15 protein-coding genes and 1 pseudogene are annotated in these 21250 nt (G+C 33.3%); 9 read left to right on the forward strand and 7 right to left on the reverse strand.

Features of this window, described 5'->3' with window-relative positions:
* The 3 genes and pseudogenes from BM289_RS23645 to BM289_RS23655 all read right to left on the reverse strand — a co-directional run.
* Positions 1 to 327, reverse strand: a pseudogene (locus BM289_RS23645) (bifunctional 4-hydroxy-2-oxoglutarate aldolase/2-dehydro-3-deoxy-phosphogluconate aldolase); the annotation flags it as partial.
* 12 nt (positions 328 to 339) lie between these two features.
* Entirely contained in the window at positions 340 to 1362 is a 1023-nt protein-coding gene (locus tag BM289_RS23650; RefSeq protein WP_091498558.1) for a sugar kinase, read from the reverse strand.
* A 64-nt stretch (positions 1363 to 1426) separates the two neighbouring features.
* Positions 1427 to 3730, reverse strand: a complete 2304-nt coding sequence (locus BM289_RS23655) for a chondroitinase-B domain-containing protein (RefSeq protein ID WP_091498561.1) — start codon at positions 3728 to 3730, stop codon at positions 1427 to 1429.
* A 442-nt stretch (positions 3731 to 4172) separates the two neighbouring features.
* On the opposite strand from BM289_RS23655, the gene BM289_RS23660 reads away from it, so the two are divergent.
* The 6 genes from BM289_RS23660 to BM289_RS23685 all read left to right on the forward strand — a co-directional run bounded on the left by BM289_RS23660 (position 4173) and on the right by BM289_RS23685 (position 11802).
* Complete coding sequence (locus BM289_RS23660) at positions 4173 to 5522, forward strand: polysaccharide lyase family 7 protein (protein ID WP_091498564.1); 1350 nt, start codon at positions 4173 to 4175, stop codon at positions 5520 to 5522.
* A 297-nt stretch (positions 5523 to 5819) separates the two neighbouring features.
* Positions 5820 to 8087: a heparinase II/III domain-containing protein gene (locus BM289_RS23665; protein ID WP_091498566.1), complete on the forward strand. Its 2268-nt coding sequence runs from the start codon at positions 5820 to 5822 to the stop codon at positions 8085 to 8087.
* An 8-nt stretch (positions 8088 to 8095) separates the two neighbouring features.
* Positions 8096 to 8446, forward strand: a complete 351-nt coding sequence (locus BM289_RS23670; protein ID WP_091498568.1) for a cupin domain-containing protein — start codon at positions 8096 to 8098, stop codon at positions 8444 to 8446.
* 246 nt (positions 8447 to 8692) lie between these two features.
* Positions 8693 to 9559, forward strand: coding sequence for a polysaccharide lyase family 7 protein (locus BM289_RS23675; protein ID WP_091498571.1), 867 nt, complete (start codon positions 8693 to 8695; stop codon positions 9557 to 9559).
* Between the two features lie 165 nt (positions 9560 to 9724).
* Positions 9725 to 11011, forward strand: a complete 1287-nt coding sequence (locus BM289_RS23680; protein ID WP_091498573.1) for an MFS transporter — start codon at positions 9725 to 9727, stop codon at positions 11009 to 11011.
* 35 nt (positions 11012 to 11046) lie between these two features.
* Positions 11047 to 11802, forward strand: a complete 756-nt coding sequence (locus BM289_RS23685) for an SDR family NAD(P)-dependent oxidoreductase (RefSeq protein ID WP_091498576.1) — start codon at positions 11047 to 11049, stop codon at positions 11800 to 11802.
* Between the two features lie 378 nt (positions 11803 to 12180).
* Here BM289_RS23685 and BM289_RS23690 read toward each other — a convergent pair whose 3' ends face one another.
* Together BM289_RS23690 and BM289_RS23695 are read right to left on the reverse strand one after the other, a co-directional pair.
* Positions 12181 to 13791, reverse strand: a complete 1611-nt coding sequence (locus BM289_RS23690) for a RagB/SusD family nutrient uptake outer membrane protein (RefSeq protein ID WP_091498578.1) — start codon at positions 13789 to 13791, stop codon at positions 12181 to 12183.
* A 21-nt stretch (positions 13792 to 13812) separates the two neighbouring features.
* Positions 13813 to 16986: a SusC/RagA family TonB-linked outer membrane protein gene (locus tag BM289_RS23695; RefSeq protein ID WP_091498581.1), complete on the reverse strand. Its 3174-nt coding sequence runs from the start codon at positions 16984 to 16986 to the stop codon at positions 13813 to 13815.
* A gap of 422 nt (positions 16987 to 17408) precedes the next feature.
* Between BM289_RS23695 and BM289_RS23700 the strand changes: the two genes are divergently transcribed.
* On the forward strand, positions 17409 to 18110 hold the full coding sequence (locus BM289_RS23700) for a FadR/GntR family transcriptional regulator (protein ID WP_091498583.1): 702 nt from the start codon (positions 17409 to 17411) through the stop codon (positions 18108 to 18110).
* A gap of 92 nt (positions 18111 to 18202) precedes the next feature.
* On the opposite strand, the gene BM289_RS23705 is transcribed toward BM289_RS23700, so the two are convergent.
* Positions 18203 to 18760: a hypothetical protein gene (locus BM289_RS23705; protein WP_091498586.1), complete on the reverse strand. Its 558-nt coding sequence runs from the start codon at positions 18758 to 18760 to the stop codon at positions 18203 to 18205.
* 127 nt (positions 18761 to 18887) lie between these two features.
* Here BM289_RS23705 and BM289_RS23710 point away from each other — a divergent pair, with 127 nt between their 5' ends.
* On the forward strand, positions 18888 to 19778 hold the full coding sequence (locus BM289_RS23710) for a LysR family transcriptional regulator (protein ID WP_091498588.1): 891 nt from the start codon (positions 18888 to 18890) through the stop codon (positions 19776 to 19778).
* Positions 19779 to 19841: 63 nt separating this feature from the next.
* On the forward strand, positions 19842 to 20201 hold the full coding sequence (locus tag BM289_RS23715; protein ID WP_091498591.1) for a hypothetical protein: 360 nt from the start codon (positions 19842 to 19844) through the stop codon (positions 20199 to 20201).
* A 331-nt stretch (positions 20202 to 20532) separates the two neighbouring features.
* Here the strand turns inward: BM289_RS23715 and BM289_RS23720 are convergent, their stop codons facing one another.
* Positions 20533 to 21228 carry a CPBP family intramembrane glutamic endopeptidase gene (locus tag BM289_RS23720; protein WP_091498593.1) on the reverse strand — a complete coding sequence of 232 codons (696 nt, stop codon included), beginning with the start codon at positions 21226 to 21228 and terminating at the stop codon, positions 20533 to 20535.
* Between the last annotated feature and the right edge of the window lie 22 nt (positions 21229 to 21250).

Below are 21250 nucleotides of genomic sequence, written 5' to 3' on the forward strand. Positions count from 1 at the left end.
GCACGCAATTGCAATATCTTCCCTGAAAACAGGAGTTACAATAAAATTTGCTCCTAAACTCATATACAATGAAGCCGAAGCCGCATCTGTAATAGAACCAACTCCTAAGATCATTCCCGGAAGTTCTGCTAAAGCATATTTGTTCAGCGCTCCGAAAACTTCATGCGCAAAGTCGCCTCTGCTGGTAAACTCCATTAATCGGGATCCGCCGTCGTAACAGGCTTTCAATACTTTTTTACTCAATTCGATATCAGAATGAAAAAACAACGGAACCATACCGTTTTCTTTCATGGTCTGAGCCACTTCAATTCTTGAATATTTTGCCATTTTTATTTAAAATTATCTTGACACTAATGCAGAACCATCACCATCAATCCTATTTTCAACTTCTTTTAAAGTAACCAAGTTGTAATCTCCCGCAATAGTATGTTTCAAACAACAAGTTGCAACTGCAAAATCCAATGCTCTCTGGTTATTATTCTGATATTCCAGCAGTCCATAAATCAGTCCGCCCATGAAAGCATCACCGCTCCCAACTCTGTCCACAACTGGTGTGACTTCTTTTACTTCTGCACTATAAATTGTTTTTCCATCATATAAAATCCCACCTATTCTCTGGTGCGATGCACTAATAGAATAACGAAGTGTTGTCGCAGCGATTTTAAGGTTCGGAATCAATTCAAACAGTTTATCGTATACTGCTGGAAGTGATTTTTCATCCTGGTAATTTGGATTTACCTTGGGAATTCCCAACATAAAATACGCAGTATCAATATCTCCTAAAATCACATTGCTGTATTTCAGCATTTCCGGCATTACTTCACTTGGCGTTTTTCCGTACTGCCAAAGTTTTGATCTGTAGTTTAAATCGCAGGAAATTTTAATTCCTTTTTTATGAGCGACTTTAATTGCTTCCAAACAGGCTTCTGCCGCAGTTTGCGAAATAGCCGGAGTGATACCGCTCCAGTGGAACCATTCAGCCCCTTCTAAAACGTTATCCCAGTCAACCTGTCCTTTTTCTATGGTCGACATCGCACTGTGTGCACGATCGTAAACTACATTGCTGCCACGAGTTCCTGCTCCTGTTTCCAGAAAATAGATTCCCAAACGTTCTCCTCCGTAAACAATGTTTTTAGATTCGACGTTCATTTTTCTGATTTCTTTTAATGCAGAAAAACCAATTTCATTTTCAGGAAGTCTTGTAACAAATTCAGCATTAACACCATAATTTGCCAGAGAAACACATACATTGAATTCTCCGCCACCATACGTAGCACCAAATGCCGTAGACTGTGAAAAACGCAGATGTCTTTCTGTCGATAAACGCAGCATGATTTCTCCAAATGCAACTACTTTACTCATATCTATTTAAAAAATTAAAAACCTTTGTTTCTTTGCTTCTTTGTCCCTTTGAACCTTTTTTAAACTAATACATCATTTTCTGCTTTAAATTTTGTTCGGTTCTAAATTCTCCCGAATTGTCAATTTTGTTATTGCTTTCTTTTTGTTCTTTTTCTCCCCATAAAACAGCAATTGTTTTTACAGCATTGTTGCTGAAAATATTGTTTGAAATAGTAACATTTACAATTCCCTGCAACTTTAATAACGTCCCACTTGTTTCTAATTTTCCAGAATTAATAACAGAATTGTTGTCAAAAACTAAATTGCCACCAATAGTAGATTCATCATAACCGCCTCTGTAATAATCCAAAATGTTATTAGAAATATTGTCGAATTTAGAATTGGTAATGAATAAAAACTCTGCGTTGTATTCTCCTAAATCGTCGTTTTCTGCGGCTAGATTTATTGCGTTCTTACAGTTTTTTATTATGGAATTATCAATAGCGATTGTGTCTGAAAAAGAATCTTTGTATGTCTTTAAAACATAATCAAATTGACTTATTTCACTGTTTGCTATTTTTAGATTATAAGCCGCAGACATTTCTTTTTCTTTGGTAGTAAAGGCGTTTTGATTATTATTTCCTTTAAGAATTACAGCATTTAGCATTAAGTTTCCTTTTGGCAACATTAAAAAAGCAGCAGTATTGTTTGCTCCATTATATTCCAAAATGGCTTTGTTTTTTTTATCTTTTGATTGAATTGTGATGGTTTTATCAATTTTCAGAGATTCATTTATTTTATAAGTGCCACTTTTTAGTTCAATAATGGTATTTGAAGAAGCTTCAGAAAGCGCTTTGATAAGTTCTTTTTGTGTGTTTACTTGTATTGTTTTTGGAGTAGCAACCTGTGCTTCATTAGAAAACCAGCTTGTTCCAAAGTCCTTTTTATTAATCTGTCCTTTGTTTTTATCCACAGGAAAAACCATCGATCCAACGGAGTTTTTAGTACTTCTGTCATTTCCAAAGATGTCTTTTGCAATAGTTTCAAAATCAAAACCATTATAAACGTCTGTGTAATTTGCTGTTGGAACATAAAGCCAGTCCGATTGTTTATTTAAGGTAAAGCTGTTTTTCTGCAATTCTTTAGGCTCCGATTTGCTTTCGTAGTCTGTGTTAATGATGTTGTTTTTAAATAAAATGCCATCAATTTTATCGTAAGCTTTTATTGGTGCTTTAGCGTCACTAGAATTATAGATTAAATTATTCGCGAGAATAGTGCGTGTTGGTCTTGCAGAACGAATTTCCTGCGCTGGTAAAACGACCGATTTATCCATATTGGCACCAACACTCAATTGCCAAGGTGTGTCGCAATCAACAAAAGTATTATAAGCTACAACGGCATCTGTAACTTGATTGTAACGGTTCTGTGGAGATTTAGGAACTCCATTCATTACTGCCAATGCACTGCGGAATTCGCTTCCTTTTATTTTATAAAAATAATTGTTGGTAATCCAATGTCCTGTATTAATTAGACGAATACCGCCCATAAAATCAGAATTCTCATCTCCAATAAATATATTGCTATCTATGGTACAGTAGTTTCCATGTCGCAAAACCAAAGAGCCTTCAGATTTATAAAAGATATTATTTCGGTAAATATTATTGTTTGATTTATTCGATATGATTTCAACTTCACCATCACATCTTTCAAATAAATTGTGCTCAACAGTAGTATAGGAAGGAGCCATTGAAGTACCGCTATCTCCAATTTGAATAGTTTCGCCATGAGGTCCTCCCTTTCGGGGACGTGGTCCAAAATGGTTATTAATTATTTTGTGGTAATTGTTAATCTGTTCATTTCCTTCTAAAATAACCATAATGGTAGGACCCTGATTTGACTTTCCAGACAAATAGGAATTGGATAGTTCGTTATGTCTTCCCCAAAATTCAATCCAATGATCTGAGCGAACACGGTTCAATTGAGTAAAGTCTTCAATTACACAATCTGTAACGATACAGTTGTTTGCAATTTTACTCGAATCAATATGAAAATCAATTACAGATTTTGATGGTGTATAACCGTTACGAAAGTACAATCCTCTTATAACTAAATATGAGCCCCCAATTTTTAAATCGGATCCCCCCTCAATGCTTACTTTTCCAGAAGTTTCAGCTCGTAATGTTATAGGATTGTCTTTAGTTCCTTTGCTGTCAAATTTAATTTGAATATTTTTCCAGATACCATTAGATAAAATTATTTCATCTCCAGGTTTTGCACTTGATATGGCTGTTTTTAATTCTGCTTCGTTTTTTACTTTTATAATGTCTTTGCCAGTCGCCACAAAAGAGAATAGCAAAAAGGCCAGATTAAGCGCTAAAAAATTCTTCATCAATTTTATTATTTGGTTGTTAAAAAGTGTAAAATTCTGGTACTTCAACTATAAAAACAATAATTGGTTAACCAGTTTGGAAATCCAAATATAGGTAATTTTTATCATTCAAGAACATAAATAAGTATAATTAAAGAAATTTTTGTTCTAATTTCTTGATAAATGAATAAGAAGCTTAATAGAGGTATCTTAAACTTCTTTTAAATATAAAGGAGATTAGTTCATTTTTTTTTCTTTTTTATTTAAGAAAAAAACACTAAGCCTTTATTTTACTTCATTCTTTGTTTGTAATTATAAATCCGATAAAAATGAATTTTATATTTTTTTACATTTTTTTTATTGAAAATGTAATTAATTCATATTAAAGTTGTTATTTTGGTTTAACCAAATTGGGTAACCAATTTAAAAAACCAATTATTTAACCTTTTTAAAAACAATTTCTATGAAAAGAAAAACATTAAAAAAATTGCACTCCATTTTTTTGAAATCGAACAGAATTAGTGGATATTTATTCGCTTGCCTGGTTCTTTTTACTGCTTGTACAAATGATGAATTACAAAAGGTAGAAAATGAAGCTTCAGTGAATGAAGTACCAAAGACAACTGGTACTACTGGTAAATTAGTTACAAGCAAACTAACTCCAGCTTCAGTATCTGATAATGGAAATGATGGGAACGTTGCGACTAATACGCTTGATGGTAACTTAAGCACACGCTGGTCTTCAGATGGAAGTACAGGGAAATACATTACTTATGATTTAGGATCATCAAAACCAATTTCTAGTCTAAAAATTGCATGGCATCAGGGGGATCAGAGAAAAACCTATTTTCAAATTCGTGTTGGCGATTCAACTGGCAGTCTTACTACTGTTTATGATGCAAAAACAACGGGAAGCAGCGGTACTACAACAGCTTTAGAAACTTATAATTTGGCATCTACAGTAACGGCCAGATATGTTAGAATTTCTTGTTTTGGAAATTCATTGACGACATGGAATAGTATTACGGAGACAGAAATTTACAGTACTGTAGATGATGGATTACCAGATGCGTACCCAACTTCGGTAATTGGTATTTCGGCAAATACATGGAAGATTAATAGTTTTACTGGAACTCCAGGTTCATCGGCTGTTTATTACGATGATATTACAACTGCAAGTGGAGTATCTTATAATACATACAATGATCCAAATTATTTCTATACAGATGGAACTTGGACTTATTTTAAATGTTACAGAGGATTAGGTACTTCATCAAATTCTTCAAACCCTAGAGTGGAATTAAGAGAATTAAATAATGGAAGTGCAGCAAGCTGGGATGGTTCAGTAGGAACTCATACCATGACTTGGACGGTTAAAGTAGATAAACTGCCAAAAGGAGAAAATGGAACTACTGGAGTTTTGTGTTTCGGTCAAATACATGGCCCTTCTACAAATAGCAGTGGCGTAGCAGTAGATGATATTATACGTGTACAATTTGACGGAGCTGCTAATCAATCAACTGGTACAGTTAAATTAAAAATTAGCGGTTACATTACTGAAAAAGTATTAGGTGGCAGTAAATCATTTACTGGATACTCATTAGGAACGAGCTATACTTTTACTATAAAATACACTGGCGGAAAAGTGTATTTGTATAATGGATCCACTTTAGTTTTCTCTCAGCAAATGGATACAAGTACAGAAGGAAATTATTTTAAAGCTGGAAACTATTTACAGTCTGTAAAAAATGTCAGCTATGATGGTTCTTATGGTTTGGTTGGAATCAGTAACCTAACAGTTTCTCATCAATAATTTAAGTTGTTTTTTTTAAAGTGGCTGTCTCAAAAGGACAGCTTCTTTTTTGTGGTGTATATAGAGTTTTTTTTGGGTTCAATTTAAGTTAGATGTAAAAATGTATGGATTTTGTTTTTTTATAATAGATTTAATTATATATTTGGAAAACCAAATTGGTTTACCAATTTAAAAAGCTTTTAACATTTGAAAACCTGATTATTGGCTTTAAATTCTACTCATATTTAAAGGATTTAAAAATTTAAATTGTTTAGTATTTAATAAAACAAAAATATGTTATTGATTAACTGAAAAATAATGACAGCAAATTTTATAAAAAATAAAGTCTTGAAGATTCTCGCTTTTACAGTATTGCTATTGTTGTCCAAAAGTGTAGTTGCTCAGTCACATCCTAGATTGGTTTTAACCAAAAAAGGAGTAGCTGAAATTAAGGACAATTTAGGGAAAGCACCACTTTTTGATTCATCCTTACAAGATGTAAAAAAGGAAGTCGATGCTGAAATTATTTTAGGAATTGAAGTTCCTGTTCCTAAAGATTTTTCAGGAGGTTATACGCATGAGCGTCATAAAAAGAATTTTTTGATCATGCAGAAGGCTGGATTTTTATACCAGATTTTAGGAGATAAAAAGTATGCTGTTTATGTCAAAGATATGTTGATGGCTTATACTAAATTATATCCGACACTGCCTTTGCATCCGCAGGAACGCTCTTATGCGCGAGGAAAATTATTTTGGCAGGCACTCAATGATGCCAATTGGCTTGTATATGCAAGTCAGGCTTATGATTGCGTTTATGATTTTATTGGTGGTAATGATAGAGCTATTATTGAAAAAGAATTATTTAGGCCTTTTGCTGATTTTATTTCTATAGGTTCTCCACAGTTTTTTAATCGCGTTCATAATCATAGTACTTGGGGAAATGTAGCAGTTGGAATGATTGCATTAGTGATGGATGATGCAGAATTGCTTGACAGGGCGTTGAATGGATTAAAAGAAGATGGATTGCCTGCAGGAATGAAAGACAACGATGGAGGTTTGATTAAACAAGAAGGTCAGAAAACCGGATTTCTAGCCAATGTTGATGAACCTTTTTCGCCAGATGGTTATTATAATGAAGGACCGTATTATCAGCGATATGCAATGTATCCGTTTTTGGTTTTCGCAGAAGCATTGCAAAACACGAAACCAGATTTAAAAATTTTTGAGTATAGAAACGGAATTTTAATCAAATCGGTTTATGCATTATTGAATTTGACCAATTCTAAAGGAGAATTTTTTCCTCTCAACGACGGACAAAAAGGAATGTCCTACTATTCAAGAGAATTAGTTTCGTCAGTTGATATCGCTTATTTATATGGAAATAAAGATACGTCATTATTATCTATTGCCGAAAAACAAGGACGTGTTCAATTGGATAATGCTGGCATGGCTGTGGCTTTGGCAGTTAAAAAGAAATTGGCTAAACCTTTTACTAAAAAATCAATTGATCTGTCTGACGGCCAAGATGGCAACCAAGGAGGTGTGGCTGTTATTAGAAACAAATCTAAGGATGATGAATTGACTTTGGTCATGAAATACACTTCTCAGGGTTCCAGCCATGGACATTTTGACAAACTATCTTTTTCTTATTATAACAATAGTTCTGAGATTTTACAAGATTATGGATTGGCGAGATTTGTCAATATTGAACAAAAAGGCGGTGGAAATTATTTGAAAGAAAATGAGACCTGGGCAAAACAGACTATTGCCCACAATACTATTATTCAAAATGAAACCTCACATTTTAAAGGAGATTTTGAAATAGGAGATAAGTTTTCATCCAAAAGATATTTCTTTGATGCAAGCAATCCTAAAATACAAATTATCAGCGCAACCGAAGATAATGCTTATCCAGATACAAAAATGCATCGCACAATGGTTTTACTTGAAGTTGATGGTTATGAAAAACCTTTGTTGCTTGATATTTTTCAGGTGAAATCCAAAAGACCAAATCAATATGATCTACCTTTTTATTATTTGGGACAAATGATGACGGAAAACTTTAAATATGAAACGCCAAAATCATTAGAACCTCTGGGGAAATCTTTTGGTTATGAACATTTATGGAAAGAAGGTTTTGGGAAAGCTGGAGTTGAAAACACTAAATTTTCATGGCTCGATAACGGAAGTTTTTACACATTGACTTCTGCAACAGAACAAGGAGACGAATTATTATTGGCGAGATTGGGCGCTAATGATCCCAATTTTAATTTGCGTAGAGATGCAGGACTTATTATTAGAAAGAAAAATACAGATAAAGCAACTTATATTAATGTTATAGAAACGCATGGAAGTTATAGTCCCGTTACTGAAGTGGCAATAAATGCATCAAGTTCTGTAACGGCTGTAGAAAAAGTTTATGAAGACGAAAGCTATATTGGTGTCTCTATCAAAAACAAAAACGGGAGTTCTTTTTTGTTTGTTCTTGCCACAGCAAATAATTCAGTATCAGAGAAACATATTTTAGAAATTAAAGGAACGATCTATTCGTGGGTTGGAGCCTATTTTAGTAAACTAATTAAATAAAAAATAATATGAAAAGTTTTGGAGCAAGCAAGGAATTTTTAATAGGAGACGAAATAGAGTGGGAAGTTGTAGGCGATGGAGTGAAAAGAAAAATAATGGGATATGATGATACCATTATGTTAGTGAATGTGAATTTTAAAAAAGGAAGTATCGGCCCTTTACACGAGCATTATCATGCTCAGGTAACTTATGTAGTTAGCGGTGAGTTTGAAGTGACGATTGGTGAGGAGAAAAAAATATTAAAAGGAGGAGACTGTTTTTATATTCCTCCTCATGTATGGCATGGTGCTTTATGTTTGGCTGATGGAGTTTTGGTAGATGTTTTTAGTCCTATACGTGAGGATTTCATGAAGATTTAATTGTTTTCATGAAATATATTCTCTTATAGAGAGTAAAAAAATGGTAATCTAATTTATTCAATAAAAAAGTAACGAATTGTCTTTTTATTAATATAAAGTAGTACTTTTGATAAGTATAATTGGTTTACCAATTTGATAAACCAGATCTTTAAAAACAGAAATTACTCTGTTTTTAAATAAAAAGGAGATACCGAATATTTGATTACAAATAAATTATGGACGATTAATTTTATAATATAACTTAAAATGGATTTAAAATTTTCAAAAATTTCACTTTTTGCTTCACTGGTATTTATAACAATGGGTTATAGTCAGGATCAAAAGAACAAGAAAAATGTCGCTAATATTGATTTGTCTCATTGGACGTTAACTACTCCAGCACAAGATCCAAAGAAACCTGGAAAAACATTTGATTTAAATTATCCTGAAATATTTGATTTTGCCTCAAATGAAACAGCAAAAAAGTATATGTATGAGGATGCAAAAGACAAATCGATTGTTTTTTATGCTTTTCCATCTGGAGTTTCAACTGCTAACAGTCATTTTTCAAGATCAGAATTGAGAGAGACGATGGAAATTGGCAATAAAAATGTAAACTGGACTTTTGCGCAAGGCGGTTACTTCAAAGGAACATATGCCATTGAAGACGTTTCTAAAGAAGCTGATGGAAAATACAGCAGAGTTATTATTGCTCAGATTCATGGAATATTAACAGACAGCCAGCAAGAATTAATTGGACAAAAAGATAAAAATGCAGCACCGATTCTGAAAATCTTCTGGGATCAGGGAAAAATAAGAGTAAAAACAAAAGTGCTTAAGAATCAAAATGCTTCCTTAAAAGATATGCTTCCTGCAACAGCTTGGGGCGATGATAAGGGGAGAGATTTTAAAGAAAAAATAGACTTCAATACTAAATTCACTCTTGAGATTAAAGTATCTGATGGAAGATTGGAAGTAATCATGAATGGTTCAGAATCATTTGTTTATGAAGATATCAATATCAAAAAATGGGGTGTTTTTGAAAACTATTTCAAAGCAGGAAACTATTTTCAGTCTACTAACGCGAATACGTTTGCTAAAGTAAAAATATACGACCTTCAAGTGTCTCATTAGGAGATAAATAATACGTTCGTTTAGGTGAAGATAGATTGATTTTTACTTGATTTTTTTATAACCAATTTTAGATTGAATAAACAATTCATCACGTTAAAAAACAGTGATGCAGGATGTTCTATATTCTTTTTGAAGAGATTTTAGAACCTAAAAAAACAAATTACAATGAAAGTAAAAGGACTTAGATGGTTTATTATTGGGCTGATATTTTTGGCAACGGTTATCAATTATATCGACAGAAGTGCACTTGCCATAATGTGGGGCAACGAAAATGTCGATGGTTCTATTTCAAAATCTTTAGGACTTAACAAAAATGATTATGGCAATATCCTGAACATTTTTATGGTGTTTTATGCATTGGGACAATTATTTTCGGGAAAACTATTTGATAAAGTCGGAACTCGAATTGGTTATGTAATCAGTATTGGGGTTTGGGGATTGTCTTCTTTTCTTCATTCTACTGTAAGAGGGTTTTTATCCATCGCTTTTTTCAGAAGTACTTTAGGGATTTCTGAGGCAGGAAATTGGCCTGGTGGCGTAAAAAGCAATGCCGAGTGGTTTCCAATAAAAGAAAGAGCCATTGCACAAGGCTTATTCAATGCAGGAGCATCTATTGGGTCTGTAATAGCACCGCCTTTTATTGCCGCACTTTTTGTGAGCTATGGTTGGAGAATCACTTTTATGATTATAGGTTCTTTTGGAATTTTATGGATTATTCCTTGGCTTTTAGTGAACAAAGCGGGGCCAAAAAAACATCCTTGGATTACCGAAGAAGAACAAAAATACATTATACAAGGTCAGAGCAAAGTTGATCAAAGCGCAACTGAACAGACAAAAGGTCTAAGTTTAAAACAAATTCTTTCTTATAGAGAATCTTGGGCTATAGTAATTGGTCGTTTATTCCTTGAACCTATTTGGTGGTTTTTCGTTGGCTGGATGCCTATCTATCTTTTTGATGTTTATGGCTTCAATGTTAAGGAAGTAGGAGCTTTTGCCTGGGTGCCTTATGTAGGCGCAGCAATTGGAAGTATTGCGGGCGGTTATGTTTCGGGGCAGATTATATCTAAAACAAATTCAATCAATAAAGGCAGAAAAACAACCATTTTAATAGGTGGAATAATTATGCTCCTTGGATTAATGGCATCAGTATTTTTCGCTACGTCGCCTGAACGTTTTGTAGCCATTGTTTTTGTTGTGCTGTTTGGTTTTCAGTTTGCTATTGGAAATGTGCAGACTTTGCCAAGTGACTTGTTTAGTGGAAAATCTGTTGGATCATTGGCTGGATTAGGCGGAATGGTAGGCGTATTTTCTGTAATTATTATGAATTTTCTAGTGCCCTTAATTGCCGAGATATCCTATACACCCATTTTTATTGCTATTGCGGTTTTTGTTCCATTAGGAGTTGGAGCAATCTATTATTTCGCTAGAAATATTGAATCTGTAGAAAAATAAACAAAATATAAACTTAAAAATAAATTAGAATTAAGATGAGTAAATTAAAAGGTAAAGTAGCTGTTGTAACAGGCGGCGCCAGAGATATTGGTCGTGCTGTATCATTAAAACTGGCAAAGGAAGGTGCTAATGTTGTTATTAATTATTTTGATAATGAAGATGATGCTAAAGAGACAATTAGATTAATTGAAGAAATAAGAGGAAAGGGAATTTATGTTCAGGGTGACGCTACAAATCTGACTGATATTTCTAACCTTGTGGAGAAGACTAAAACTGCATTTGGTGAGAAAGTAGATATTTTAGTTAATGTTGCTGGTGGTTTATTTGCTCGTAAAACAATTGATGAAATAGATGTAGATTTTTACAATCTTATTATGGATGTAAACTTCAAATCGGCAGTATTTGTCACTAAAGCTTTTGTTCCTTTAATGGGCGAGGGTGGTGCAATTGTAAATTTTGCATCACAGGCAGGAAGAGATGGTGGAGGACCGGGAGCATTTTTATATGCGGCTTCAAAAGGAGCGGTTTCTACTTTTACAAGAGGGTTGGCTAAAGAGTTAGGGCCAAAAGGAATTCGTGTAAACGCAATTAATCCCGGTATGATTGCAACAAGATTTCATGATGATTTTACAAAAGATCAAGTACGTGTAAACGTTGCAAATGCGACAGCTTTACGTCGCGAAGGACGTGCTGATGAAGTAGCCGATTTAGTAGCTTATTTAGCTTCTGAAGAATCGTCATTTTTATCTGGTAACAATATTGATATTAATGGAGGATTAGCGTTTAGCTAAAATAAAACACCAAATAATAGTAAAAAAAGCTGTCCAAAATAGGACAGCTTTTTTTGTTGGCTTCAGAGAGAAGTGAAATATTTACAGCAAAGTATAGGTGTCTTCAATATAAAGCTCAAGTGGAGCTTAAAATAATCTAATCTTGATTTTTGGTTGATATTACGAATCAAAAACTGAAATAAAATAGTATTGTCTCTCGAATTAAACCTGACAGGTTTTAAAAACCTGTCAGGTTTCTCGAAGGCTAAAAGTTGTGAATCCTGTCTTTTTACTTACAGTTGTTATATAAAAACATCCCATAATATCTTGCATCAAAGCAAGTATTATGGGATGTTCCAATAAAATAAAAATTGCTATTTAATTAAAATGTTTTGAGGATTAATAACCAGGATTCTGCTGTATTGGATTAATTGTATTGGTAACAATTTCCGAATTTGGAATCGGCAATAAATCGAATTTTGGATCTGCTGTTTTTTGCTGTAATTGTGCCGTTGTGTAAGCACCATCATATTGAGCATAAAAAGGTTGCATTACGGCAAAATGATTATTCATTACTGCTTTTGCGTTAATCGTTGGCATTGTAGTAGAAAAACGCAATAAGTCAAACCATCTTTGATTTTCTAGAGCAAATTCCCATCTTCTTTCATCGGCAACTGCTTTTTCGTATAATGCTTGAGTATTAACATTTGTGCTTGTTAAGGCTGTTAATCCTGCTCTTGTATGTACTTGGTTTAAGTATCCTAAAGTTGTTGGATTGTTAGCGCCTACAGCTTCGCAATACATCAACAATACATCGCTGTAACGTAATACAGGCCAGTCTAATTCAGAGTCATTTGCAACAGTTGTGGCAATGTTGTGTTTTGCAGCCCAATACGTCCATGTAGATGATAATGACGTTGCCGTTGGTTTATAAACTTTTATTGAATAATCTCTTCTTATATCATTTGCAGCATACGAATTGTACAATTCTGCTGTTGGATTATTATAGGAACCTCTAGTTCCTACTGGCTGTGCCAATTTAGTTTGAGAGGCCACACTTGTGTTATTTGTAGCAAACAAATTGGATAAAGAACTACCATATCCCAATGCTCCAGATTTGAATCTTATAGCAAAAACAATTTCAGCATTCATCTCATTAGTACTTGAAAAAACATTAGAATATCCTGTAGCTCCTGTTAAAATAGAATGTCCACTGTTATTAATTACATCTGTTAGGAGTTGCAAAGCATCTGCTTTTTGTCCTAAGGTAAGGTATACTTTTGCCAATAAAGCTTTGGCAGCCCAAACGGTAGCTTTTCCTTGCACCGCTTTTTGTGCATCTGTTGTATTGCCATATTTAGCAGAGACACAATTTTCTGAAGCATTTTTTAGGTCCGCTAGAATAAATTTATAGATATCTGAAACGGTCGATCTTGGAATCCTCAATGATTCTTCAGAAGTAACGACTTTATCAATTAGAAATACACCACCGTATAAACGTACTAAATTAAAGTAATGATAAGCTCTCATAAAAGATGCTTCTCCGGCAATTCTCTTTCTTTCGGCCTCTGTCATCGTAATGGTAAATGGACCGTATTCAATTGTACCTGAATTCGGGTTGTATGAAGTTTTTAAACCTTCTAATAAAGCATTTATACTTCTAATGCTTTGATAGGTTGTTCCCCAGTAACTTTCAATAAAACTATCAAAAGCTGGTGCTTCAAATATATCATTGCTATATATCTGCAAGTTCTGAGGAATGGTTGTAGCAGTAAGGTTCATAAAAGTATTATCACTTCTGATCTCAGAAAGCATCCACTCATAAGCAATAGGAGCTCTCAATGTGCTGTAACATCCAGACAAGGCATAATTTAATTCGCTTTCACTATTGTAAAACCCCTTAAGAGGTATGTCATTTTTGTTTTCAAGTTCTATATAATCCGAACAACCGCTTACAGATAGAACTAAAAATAAAAGTAACATCTTGCTTGTATTGAAAATATTTTTCATAGTTATTTTTTATTTTTTTAATTATAAACCTACTTCAACTCCAAATAAAACAGTTCGCTGCATTGGGAAACCTCCTCTTTGATAACCATCTATCAAAGCACTGGTTTGTGATGTTCTGGCTTCAATATTAATACCTCTGTAGTTTTTGTTATTCCAGAATAATAGGTTTTGTCCTGAAAGGGAGAATCTTAAATTTGTTAAGCGTACTTGTTTCAATGCATTTTTCCCTAAATTATATCCAAGAGAAATCTCTCTTAATGAAGTATAGGAAGCATCTTCAACTGCATTGTCAGTAAAAACCCAGTTGTAACCATTTGTAGTATAAGGGGTTTTTCCATCACCAGGATTGCTTGGGCTTACCCATCTGTTTGCCATGTAGTTTAAGTTTCGTTCTTTAGGCTCATTGTAGTTAACATCTCCATTGATTAATTTGCCACCTACAACACCTTGAAGTGTAAAGCTTAAATCGAGATTTTTGAATGTAAACTTATTAGTGAAACCCCAGGTAAAATCAGGATATGGATTTCCTAATATTGTTCTGTCATTATTATCCAGAACTCCATCTCCATTTAAGTCAACAATTTTTAGTCCTCCTTCTTTTAATCCGTTGGTTAAAGTAGTTGTTAGACCAGATGCAGTGATTTCCTCAATACTATTCCAGATTCCATTAGTTTTAAATCCATAAAAACTGATCAATGGCTGTCCTACTATAGCATAATTATTCAATCCATTTCGGCCATCGATAGTTGGCGAGATGATCATTGTTTTATCGCCAAGATTAGTGATTTGATTTTTAACATGAGCAATGTTAAAATCTGAAGTCCATGAGAAGTTTTTAGATTTTAGATTTACTGTAGATAATTCAACTTCAAACCCTTTGTTTTTTAAACTTCCAACGTTTGCAATAACAGAGCTTGAACCTGAGATTAACATACTAGATTGTTCTAATAATAGCTTTTCGGTATTGGATTGATATAGATCGACATTTAAATTAAGCCTGCTTTTGAATATAGAAAGGTCAAAACCAAAGTTAGATTGGAATGTTCTTTCCCATGTAATGTTAGGGTTATTGTTGATGTTATTAGTATTGGCTAAACCAATAGTAACAGTGCCATTTCCAGTACCACTTACATAATTAGAAGGATTTAGGTAATATTGATACATAAAATCTCCAATACTGTTATTTCCTGTAGCTCCATAACTTGCTCTGAAAGCCATTCTGTTTATTACAGAAACATCGGCCAAGAATTTTTCTTTAGATATTACCCATCCAGCCGATACAGCAGGGAAACCACCCCATTTATTGCCATCTCCAAACTTACTGCTGCCATCTGTTCTATAACTTCCCATTAGTAAATATTTGTCCTTATAGGCATAATTTACTCTGGTTAAAAAAGAAACTAGTCCTATAGAAACATCGGATTGAACAGGCTGTAATATAACTGTAGCATAGTTTAAGTTTTTGTTGTCATCACTTGGGAAAGTGGTTCCGGCAGTAACTAATGATTTTGTTCTGGTAGATTGTAATGAGAATCCTGCCAAAGCTCCAAATTCATGATTGCCTATACTTTTTTTATAGTTTAAAGTATTCTCGGTTAAGAAGTCAAAATAATTTGCATTGGTATAAGTTGCATAATTTGGGTTTCCTATTCTGGCAGCATTTGAAGCACCAGATTGCACTCTTTGAGAATTTCTATAATAAATATTTTCTGTTGTTCTAAAATCTAATCCTTTTGCAATTTTATATTCTAAACCGGCACTTCCTTGAAAACGAAATTGATTGTTATTATCATCTTGCTCCAATAAAGCTCTCATCGGATTTGTGTTGGATGTTGTAAACGGAACCGCATTAGCGGCAGTGGTATAAGGAACTGCGTTTGGGTCAACACCCGTATAAACTAAATTGGCAAAATCTGACGCTTCAGCATAATTTCCAACTACAATTCCTCTTGATGGTTGCTGACCATTTATAAAATCGGCAGTAGCTTGAGTATGATAAACGGGAATAAAACTTGGAAATCTTGTAAAATCAATGAAATTAATCGCTGGACGTTCCGTTTTTGTATTCGATGGATTCAAATTAATATTAAGCTTTAATTTTTCGGTCAATTGCAAATCAAATTTTGCTCTGAAGTTTAATTTTTCGAATTCACTTTTCAGCATTAAACCTTGATCATTTTGATAACCTACTGAGATAAAAAACTTATTTTTATTGCTTCCTCCAGAAACATTAAATTGCATATCTTGATAATAGGCTTTACGTAAGGCCTCTTTTTGGTAATCGGTTCCTTGACCTCCTAATAAATCTTTTTCGATTGAGTATTGTGCGCGCCATTTATCTATAGATGGTAAACTCGCTCCATAAGCAGTAGTCCATAAAGGATCAGCATTTCTCAAGGCTTGTTCAGCATAGAGTCTATTTACATAATCTGTTGAACTCATGATGTCATAAGTATCATAAGCTTGTTTAACTCCTGCAGTGCTTCTAAAATAATACTTAGTTTTACCGTCTTTACCGCTTTTTGTAGTTACTAATATTACTCCATTAGCTCCTCTAGAGCCATAAATTGCAGCAGAAGCTGCGTCTTTTAAAACTTCCACAGATTCAACATCCGCGCTATTAAGAGCAGAGAAACCATCAGGCATTGGTTGTCCGTCAACGACCAATAACGGTCCTGAACCCGCGCGTACAGAACTAATTCCACGAATGTTTATCTGTGTATCAGCACCAGCTTCAGATGAAATGCTTTGTACACGAACTCCAGCTATTTTTCCTTGAATAGCATTGTCTAATCTTGAAACGGGGGCATCTTCGAATTTATCGCTTTTCAATTTAGCAACAGAACCTGTAACGCTGGAACGTTTTTGAGTTCCATATCCTATTACGACAACATCGTCAAGTACGTTGGCAGATTCTACTAATGTTACATTTATAGTTTTATTGTTTCCCACAGTAATAGTTTTGGTTGCAAATCCTATAAAAGAATATTTTATGATTGATTTTGAGTTTTTTACATTAATAACATAATTACCATCAAAATCGGTTACGGTACTATTTTCTTCTGAAGTAATAGTGACTCCTGGTATCAACTGTCCTGCATTATCAACAACTCTACCTGATATTTTTATTTTATCAGTTTGTGCATTGATAACACTTGAGAAGACCAAAAGTAGAATCAAAATCTTTTTTTTCATAATTTAAATTTTTGTTAGGTTTTGCATTCAAATAGTTTTTCGGTTAGTTATTAATTGTGTTTTTTGTAATCCAAACTAAATAACCAAATTGGTTAACCAATTAACTAAACAAACATAATTGTTTTTTTGCAAACAAAGAATAGTAAATGTGTAAAAATCAAAAAAGAATGAAAAAAAAATGAAATTTGTTTTTTATTTGATATTTGTGTGATAAAAAACTAATAAAACAGGTATTGTTCAGCTTTTTTTAAACTTTTATTAAGGAAAAATAGGAGTAAACTATATCGTTATAGTTTTTAACTAAAAGAGATATACAAAATCGTATCTTTTGAAAGAAAGTTTTTTCTTGTTTTTATGTCGCCTTTTTTATAATTTTAGCAAACCAATGTGGATAACCAAAAACTAATTTAAAAATAGTAATGATGAATTTAGAGGTTCTAAGCAAGAAAGACAGTAAAGAGGTTTTGAATACTATAATCGCAAAGATTAGGGATTATATGAATTATAAAAATTTAGAACCTGGAGACAAACTCCCGTCTGAACGTATGTTGTCCGAGAAATTCGAAGTGAGCCGAAGCGCCGTTCGTGAAGCTATTCAAAAATTGGAGTTTTATGGTATTTTAAAATCGATTCCTCAGAGCGGTACTTTTGTCGCTGATATTGGACAAATTGCTATAAATGGTATTATCGAGGATATTTTAAAACTACGGGAATCAGATTTTAAATCTTTGGTAGAAACACGAATTTTATTAGAACTAAAAACAGTTCGTTTAGCCGCAACCCGCAGAACAGAAGAGGATTTGGAAAGAATGAAAGCAGCTCTTGATGCCTACAATGAAAAAGCGTTGAATGGAAAAGATGCTGTGCAGGAAGATTTATTATTTCATTTGGCAATAGCAAAAGCGAGTGGTAACAGTACCATTAATACTTTAATGTTAATCATTACTCCTGAGATTATCACCAATTTTGAAAAGTATCATGTATGTGATGAAAATCAGTCTCAGAAAGGAATGAAGGAACATATGGAGATTTATAAAGCCATTGAAGAGCAGAATCCGCAATTGGCAAAACAGAAAATGAAAGAACATTTTAAAGCTTTATACGAGTATTGTTATAATATCTAGTGTAAAAAGCGTAAGATAAAAAAACAGGCTGTCTCAAAGATTGAGACAGCCTGTTTTTTTGTTTTTACATCTAAAGAAGAATCAAGTCTTTATTAAAAGGGAAGATTATATTTTCCATACAAAGCTTTATTCTCGATACTTTTTGCAAAAAGCGGTGTTTCTTCATGATTGTGGGCATCAGAAGCTTCTTGTCTGGCTTTTGCTGCTTCCGCTAATGAAATGCCACGCTCTTTAATAAATTCAAGAAATTCGGGTGTTGCAGTAGCATGAATAGTATTGGTAAATAGAGAAGTCTGATCATCAATTTTTTCAGCTCTCAATTCCCAAAGCACTTGTACTTTAGATCTTCCGCTTGCGGTAATAGTATCAGAAACAGAAAGCATTCTGCAATATTCTGGGCGATATTGATCAAAAATATAATGTTGTACTACAAGAGCAGTTCCCACATATTCTACGTTGATTGACATTGGAACACCTTCAAAATTAGAAGTAATTCCGGCCGCAATGTGGTTTACAGAACAACGTTGGTATTCTGCATCAGGCAAATTTAAAAGCCAGTCTGCAATATTAATTTTTTCAATCGGCGCATTAATTACAGCTGAAACCGTTGTTGCTGATAATGCATTTTCTGAAGTTTGTATAATTTCCATGATTTTATGTTTTTTTAATTATTTAAGTCAAAGTTCCGTAATAGAATTCAATCGTGGAAATGATATTTTTAGATTAAATCAATCGAAAATTTCGATTATAAATTGTACTTTTAGAAAAAATTAAAATATGGAACTTCGTCAGTTAAAATATTTCGTCCGAGCAGCAGAACTTTTAAATTTTACTCAGGCAGCAGAAGATTTATTCATTACGCAAAGCACTTTATCACATCAGATTAAAGAACTCGAAAATTCGCTGGATACACTTCTTTTTGACAGAATAGCCAAACGTGTCCGACTGACGGAAGCTGGAGAAGTTATGCTTCAATATGCCAGAAAAACAATTCAACAGGCAGAAGAAAGCAGGCAGGTTTTACTCGATTTAAACAATATGAAATCTGGGAAAATAATTATTGGTTCGACTTATGGATTGCAGGAACTCTTAATGGAATCGATTGTAGAGTACAACGAAAAATATCCTGATATAGAAATTCAGATTATATACGGTTCTACAACTGATTTGCTGCAAAAAATCCTTGATTATGAAATTGACTGTATGCTTTCTTTTATGTCAGAATCTGGACATAATGAACTTATGATAAATAAACTCTTTTCGGCACATCTTTCCTTAATTGTTCATCAATCTCATTCTTGGGCTAAACTGAAAAAAGTTGCGCTTGAAAAAGTAGTAGAATTACCTCTGGCACTTCCTTCACAGAGTTACAGCATCAGAAACTTGTTGGATAAATTACTTGATGATAAAGGAATTCAGCTTCATACAAAAATGGAAATTAATGATATTCATAGTTTGCTTCAGTTAGTCAATACCAATAAATGGTCTACTATTTTAATGAATACTTCTTTATTTGATTTTAAAGAATTAAAAGCAATTCCGTTAGAAGGAAAAAATACGGTTCGAGAAGCCACAATTGCAATTTCAAAAGGAATTTATCATAAAAAATCGCTGGTGCTTTTTCAGGAAATTTTATTGAAGAAGAGTGAAGTTTACAAAAATGAATAAAATTAAAAAACACTGAATTTGTACCTTTGCCCTCAGAAATCCTCATTTGGATAAGAAAAGTAAATGACAATACAAGATTTAGTTGGCCAATATTCCATTTCCGGAAGTAATCAGGACGAGAGTAACGAAATAACCTATAAAGGTATTTTGACTTTAAATCTGGATAAAAATAACCGAATTGTGGCGCATTGGCTCATCAATAATTCACAAGTTCAAAAAGGACATGGTTTCTTTAAAGACAATATTTTGGTTATCAATTTCAGTTATAAAGGTGATGACTATAAAACATATAAAGGAGTTGCGGTTTATCGCTGTATTACAAAAGATGTTTTGGACGGATTCTGGTCTGAAAAACATGGAAACCCGCTTTATCTGGGTGCGGAACATTGTTTAAGAATAGAAAGTTCAGAGCAATTGAATTAAAGTTACTTTTTTTAAACACATAGAAACATAGTTTTTAGGAGCCTTAAATAGGCGTTTCACTTTCATAAATGCACATAGTTTTGTGAGTTATATACTTTGTCAAAGTTCATTCCGAATCTTACACCAAGCTATGGGTTTATTTTTTTGCCACAAATTTCACAAATTTCCGCGAATTAAAAAATTGTGAAAATTTCTGAAATTGCTTCGCCTGTTCGCTATCGCTCGGGTTGTGGCTTTTTAAAACATAATGCTATGTGTTTTATTAAAAGTGAAACGACTTTTCTTAGCGTAAAGAAAATCTATGTTTCTATGTGTTTAATTTTTTTTATAATTATTCAGCAATTGGATTTAGTGCTTTTTTATTTCTTCTGTTGTAGATTATAATAAAGCCAACCCAGATAATCAATAAAGTTACGATTAGCGTTAATTCTGTATCATGCAAACCATTGCGGAAGAAATTGTTTAGAGAATGAACTCCGGCAACAGCCAATAAAGATCCTGTAGATGAATATACTTTTCCGATTCCCCAGCTTCCAAAGAAAATGATTCCTAAGAAAACCATGTTGCTTGGAGTAGTTTCAAAGTTTAAATGCCATGCAAACCAAAGAAGAGCAATTATTAAGATAGAAGTAAATTTAGGAAGTGATTTTAATTGTTCTTGTAAAAAACCTCGCCATCCGATTTCTTCCAAAAGTCCGTAAGCTAAAACGGTAAACATTAGTAAAATTGGGAATTTACCCTTAAGAAAATAATAAGTTCCTGCAATCAAAAATGCTGGTAATAGCCAATAAACAGCAAATGGAACTATGGCATTTTTGTAAACTCCTTTTAAAGACATTGGATTTTCCAAAGAGAATATTTTTATCGCTACCAAGGCACCCAAAGCAGGGCCGACACCACGAAGAAGAATTGCTAAATACGGATTTTCAATTCCAGATAATAAATTAGTTTTAACGGCAGCATATCTGCAAATTACTGCGATTACATAATAAACTATTATAGCGCCAAAGTTGATTTTAGTTTTCATAAGTTATTTTCGTTTGATTTAG

The organism is Flavobacterium phragmitis (assembly GCF_900112575.1).
GTDB classification, from domain to species: Bacteria; Bacteroidota; Bacteroidia; order Flavobacteriales; family Flavobacteriaceae; genus Flavobacterium; species Flavobacterium phragmitis.

Bases quoted from the DNA above. Each gene is read 5' to 3' on its own strand.
- BM289_RS23650 (WP_091498558.1), bottom strand. From the start codon at position 1,362: ATGAGTAAAGTAGTTGCATTTGGAGAAATCATGCTGCGTTTATCGACA.
- BM289_RS23655 (WP_091498561.1), bottom strand. From the start codon at position 3,730: ATGAAGAATTTTTTAGCGCTTAATCTGGCCTTTTTGCTATTCTCTTTT.
- BM289_RS23660 (WP_091498564.1), top strand. From the start codon at position 4,173: ATGAAAAGAAAAACATTAAAAAAATTGCACTCCATTTTTTTGAAATCG.
- BM289_RS23665 (WP_091498566.1), top strand. From the start codon at position 5,820: ATGACAGCAAATTTTATAAAAAATAAAGTCTTGAAGATTCTCGCTTTT.
- BM289_RS23670 (WP_091498568.1), top strand. From the start codon at position 8,096: ATGAAAAGTTTTGGAGCAAGCAAGGAATTTTTAATAGGAGACGAAATA.
- BM289_RS23675 (WP_091498571.1), top strand. From the start codon at position 8,693: ATGGATTTAAAATTTTCAAAAATTTCACTTTTTGCTTCACTGGTATTT.
- BM289_RS23680 (WP_091498573.1), top strand. From the start codon at position 9,725: ATGAAAGTAAAAGGACTTAGATGGTTTATTATTGGGCTGATATTTTTG.
- BM289_RS23685 (WP_091498576.1), top strand. From the start codon at position 11,047: ATGAGTAAATTAAAAGGTAAAGTAGCTGTTGTAACAGGCGGCGCCAGA.
- BM289_RS23690 (WP_091498578.1), bottom strand. From the start codon at position 13,791: ATGAAAAATATTTTCAATACAAGCAAGATGTTACTTTTATTTTTAGTT.
- BM289_RS23695 (WP_091498581.1), bottom strand. From the start codon at position 16,986: ATGAAAAAAAAGATTTTGATTCTACTTTTGGTCTTCTCAAGTGTTATC.
- BM289_RS23700 (WP_091498583.1), top strand. From the start codon at position 17,409: ATGAATTTAGAGGTTCTAAGCAAGAAAGACAGTAAAGAGGTTTTGAAT.
- BM289_RS23705 (WP_091498586.1), bottom strand. From the start codon at position 18,760: ATGGAAATTATACAAACTTCAGAAAATGCATTATCAGCAACAACGGTT.
- BM289_RS23710 (WP_091498588.1), top strand. From the start codon at position 18,888: ATGGAACTTCGTCAGTTAAAATATTTCGTCCGAGCAGCAGAACTTTTA.
- BM289_RS23715 (WP_091498591.1), top strand. From the start codon at position 19,842: ATGACAATACAAGATTTAGTTGGCCAATATTCCATTTCCGGAAGTAAT.
- BM289_RS23720 (WP_091498593.1), bottom strand. From the start codon at position 21,228: ATGAAAACTAAAATCAACTTTGGCGCTATAATAGTTTATTATGTAATC.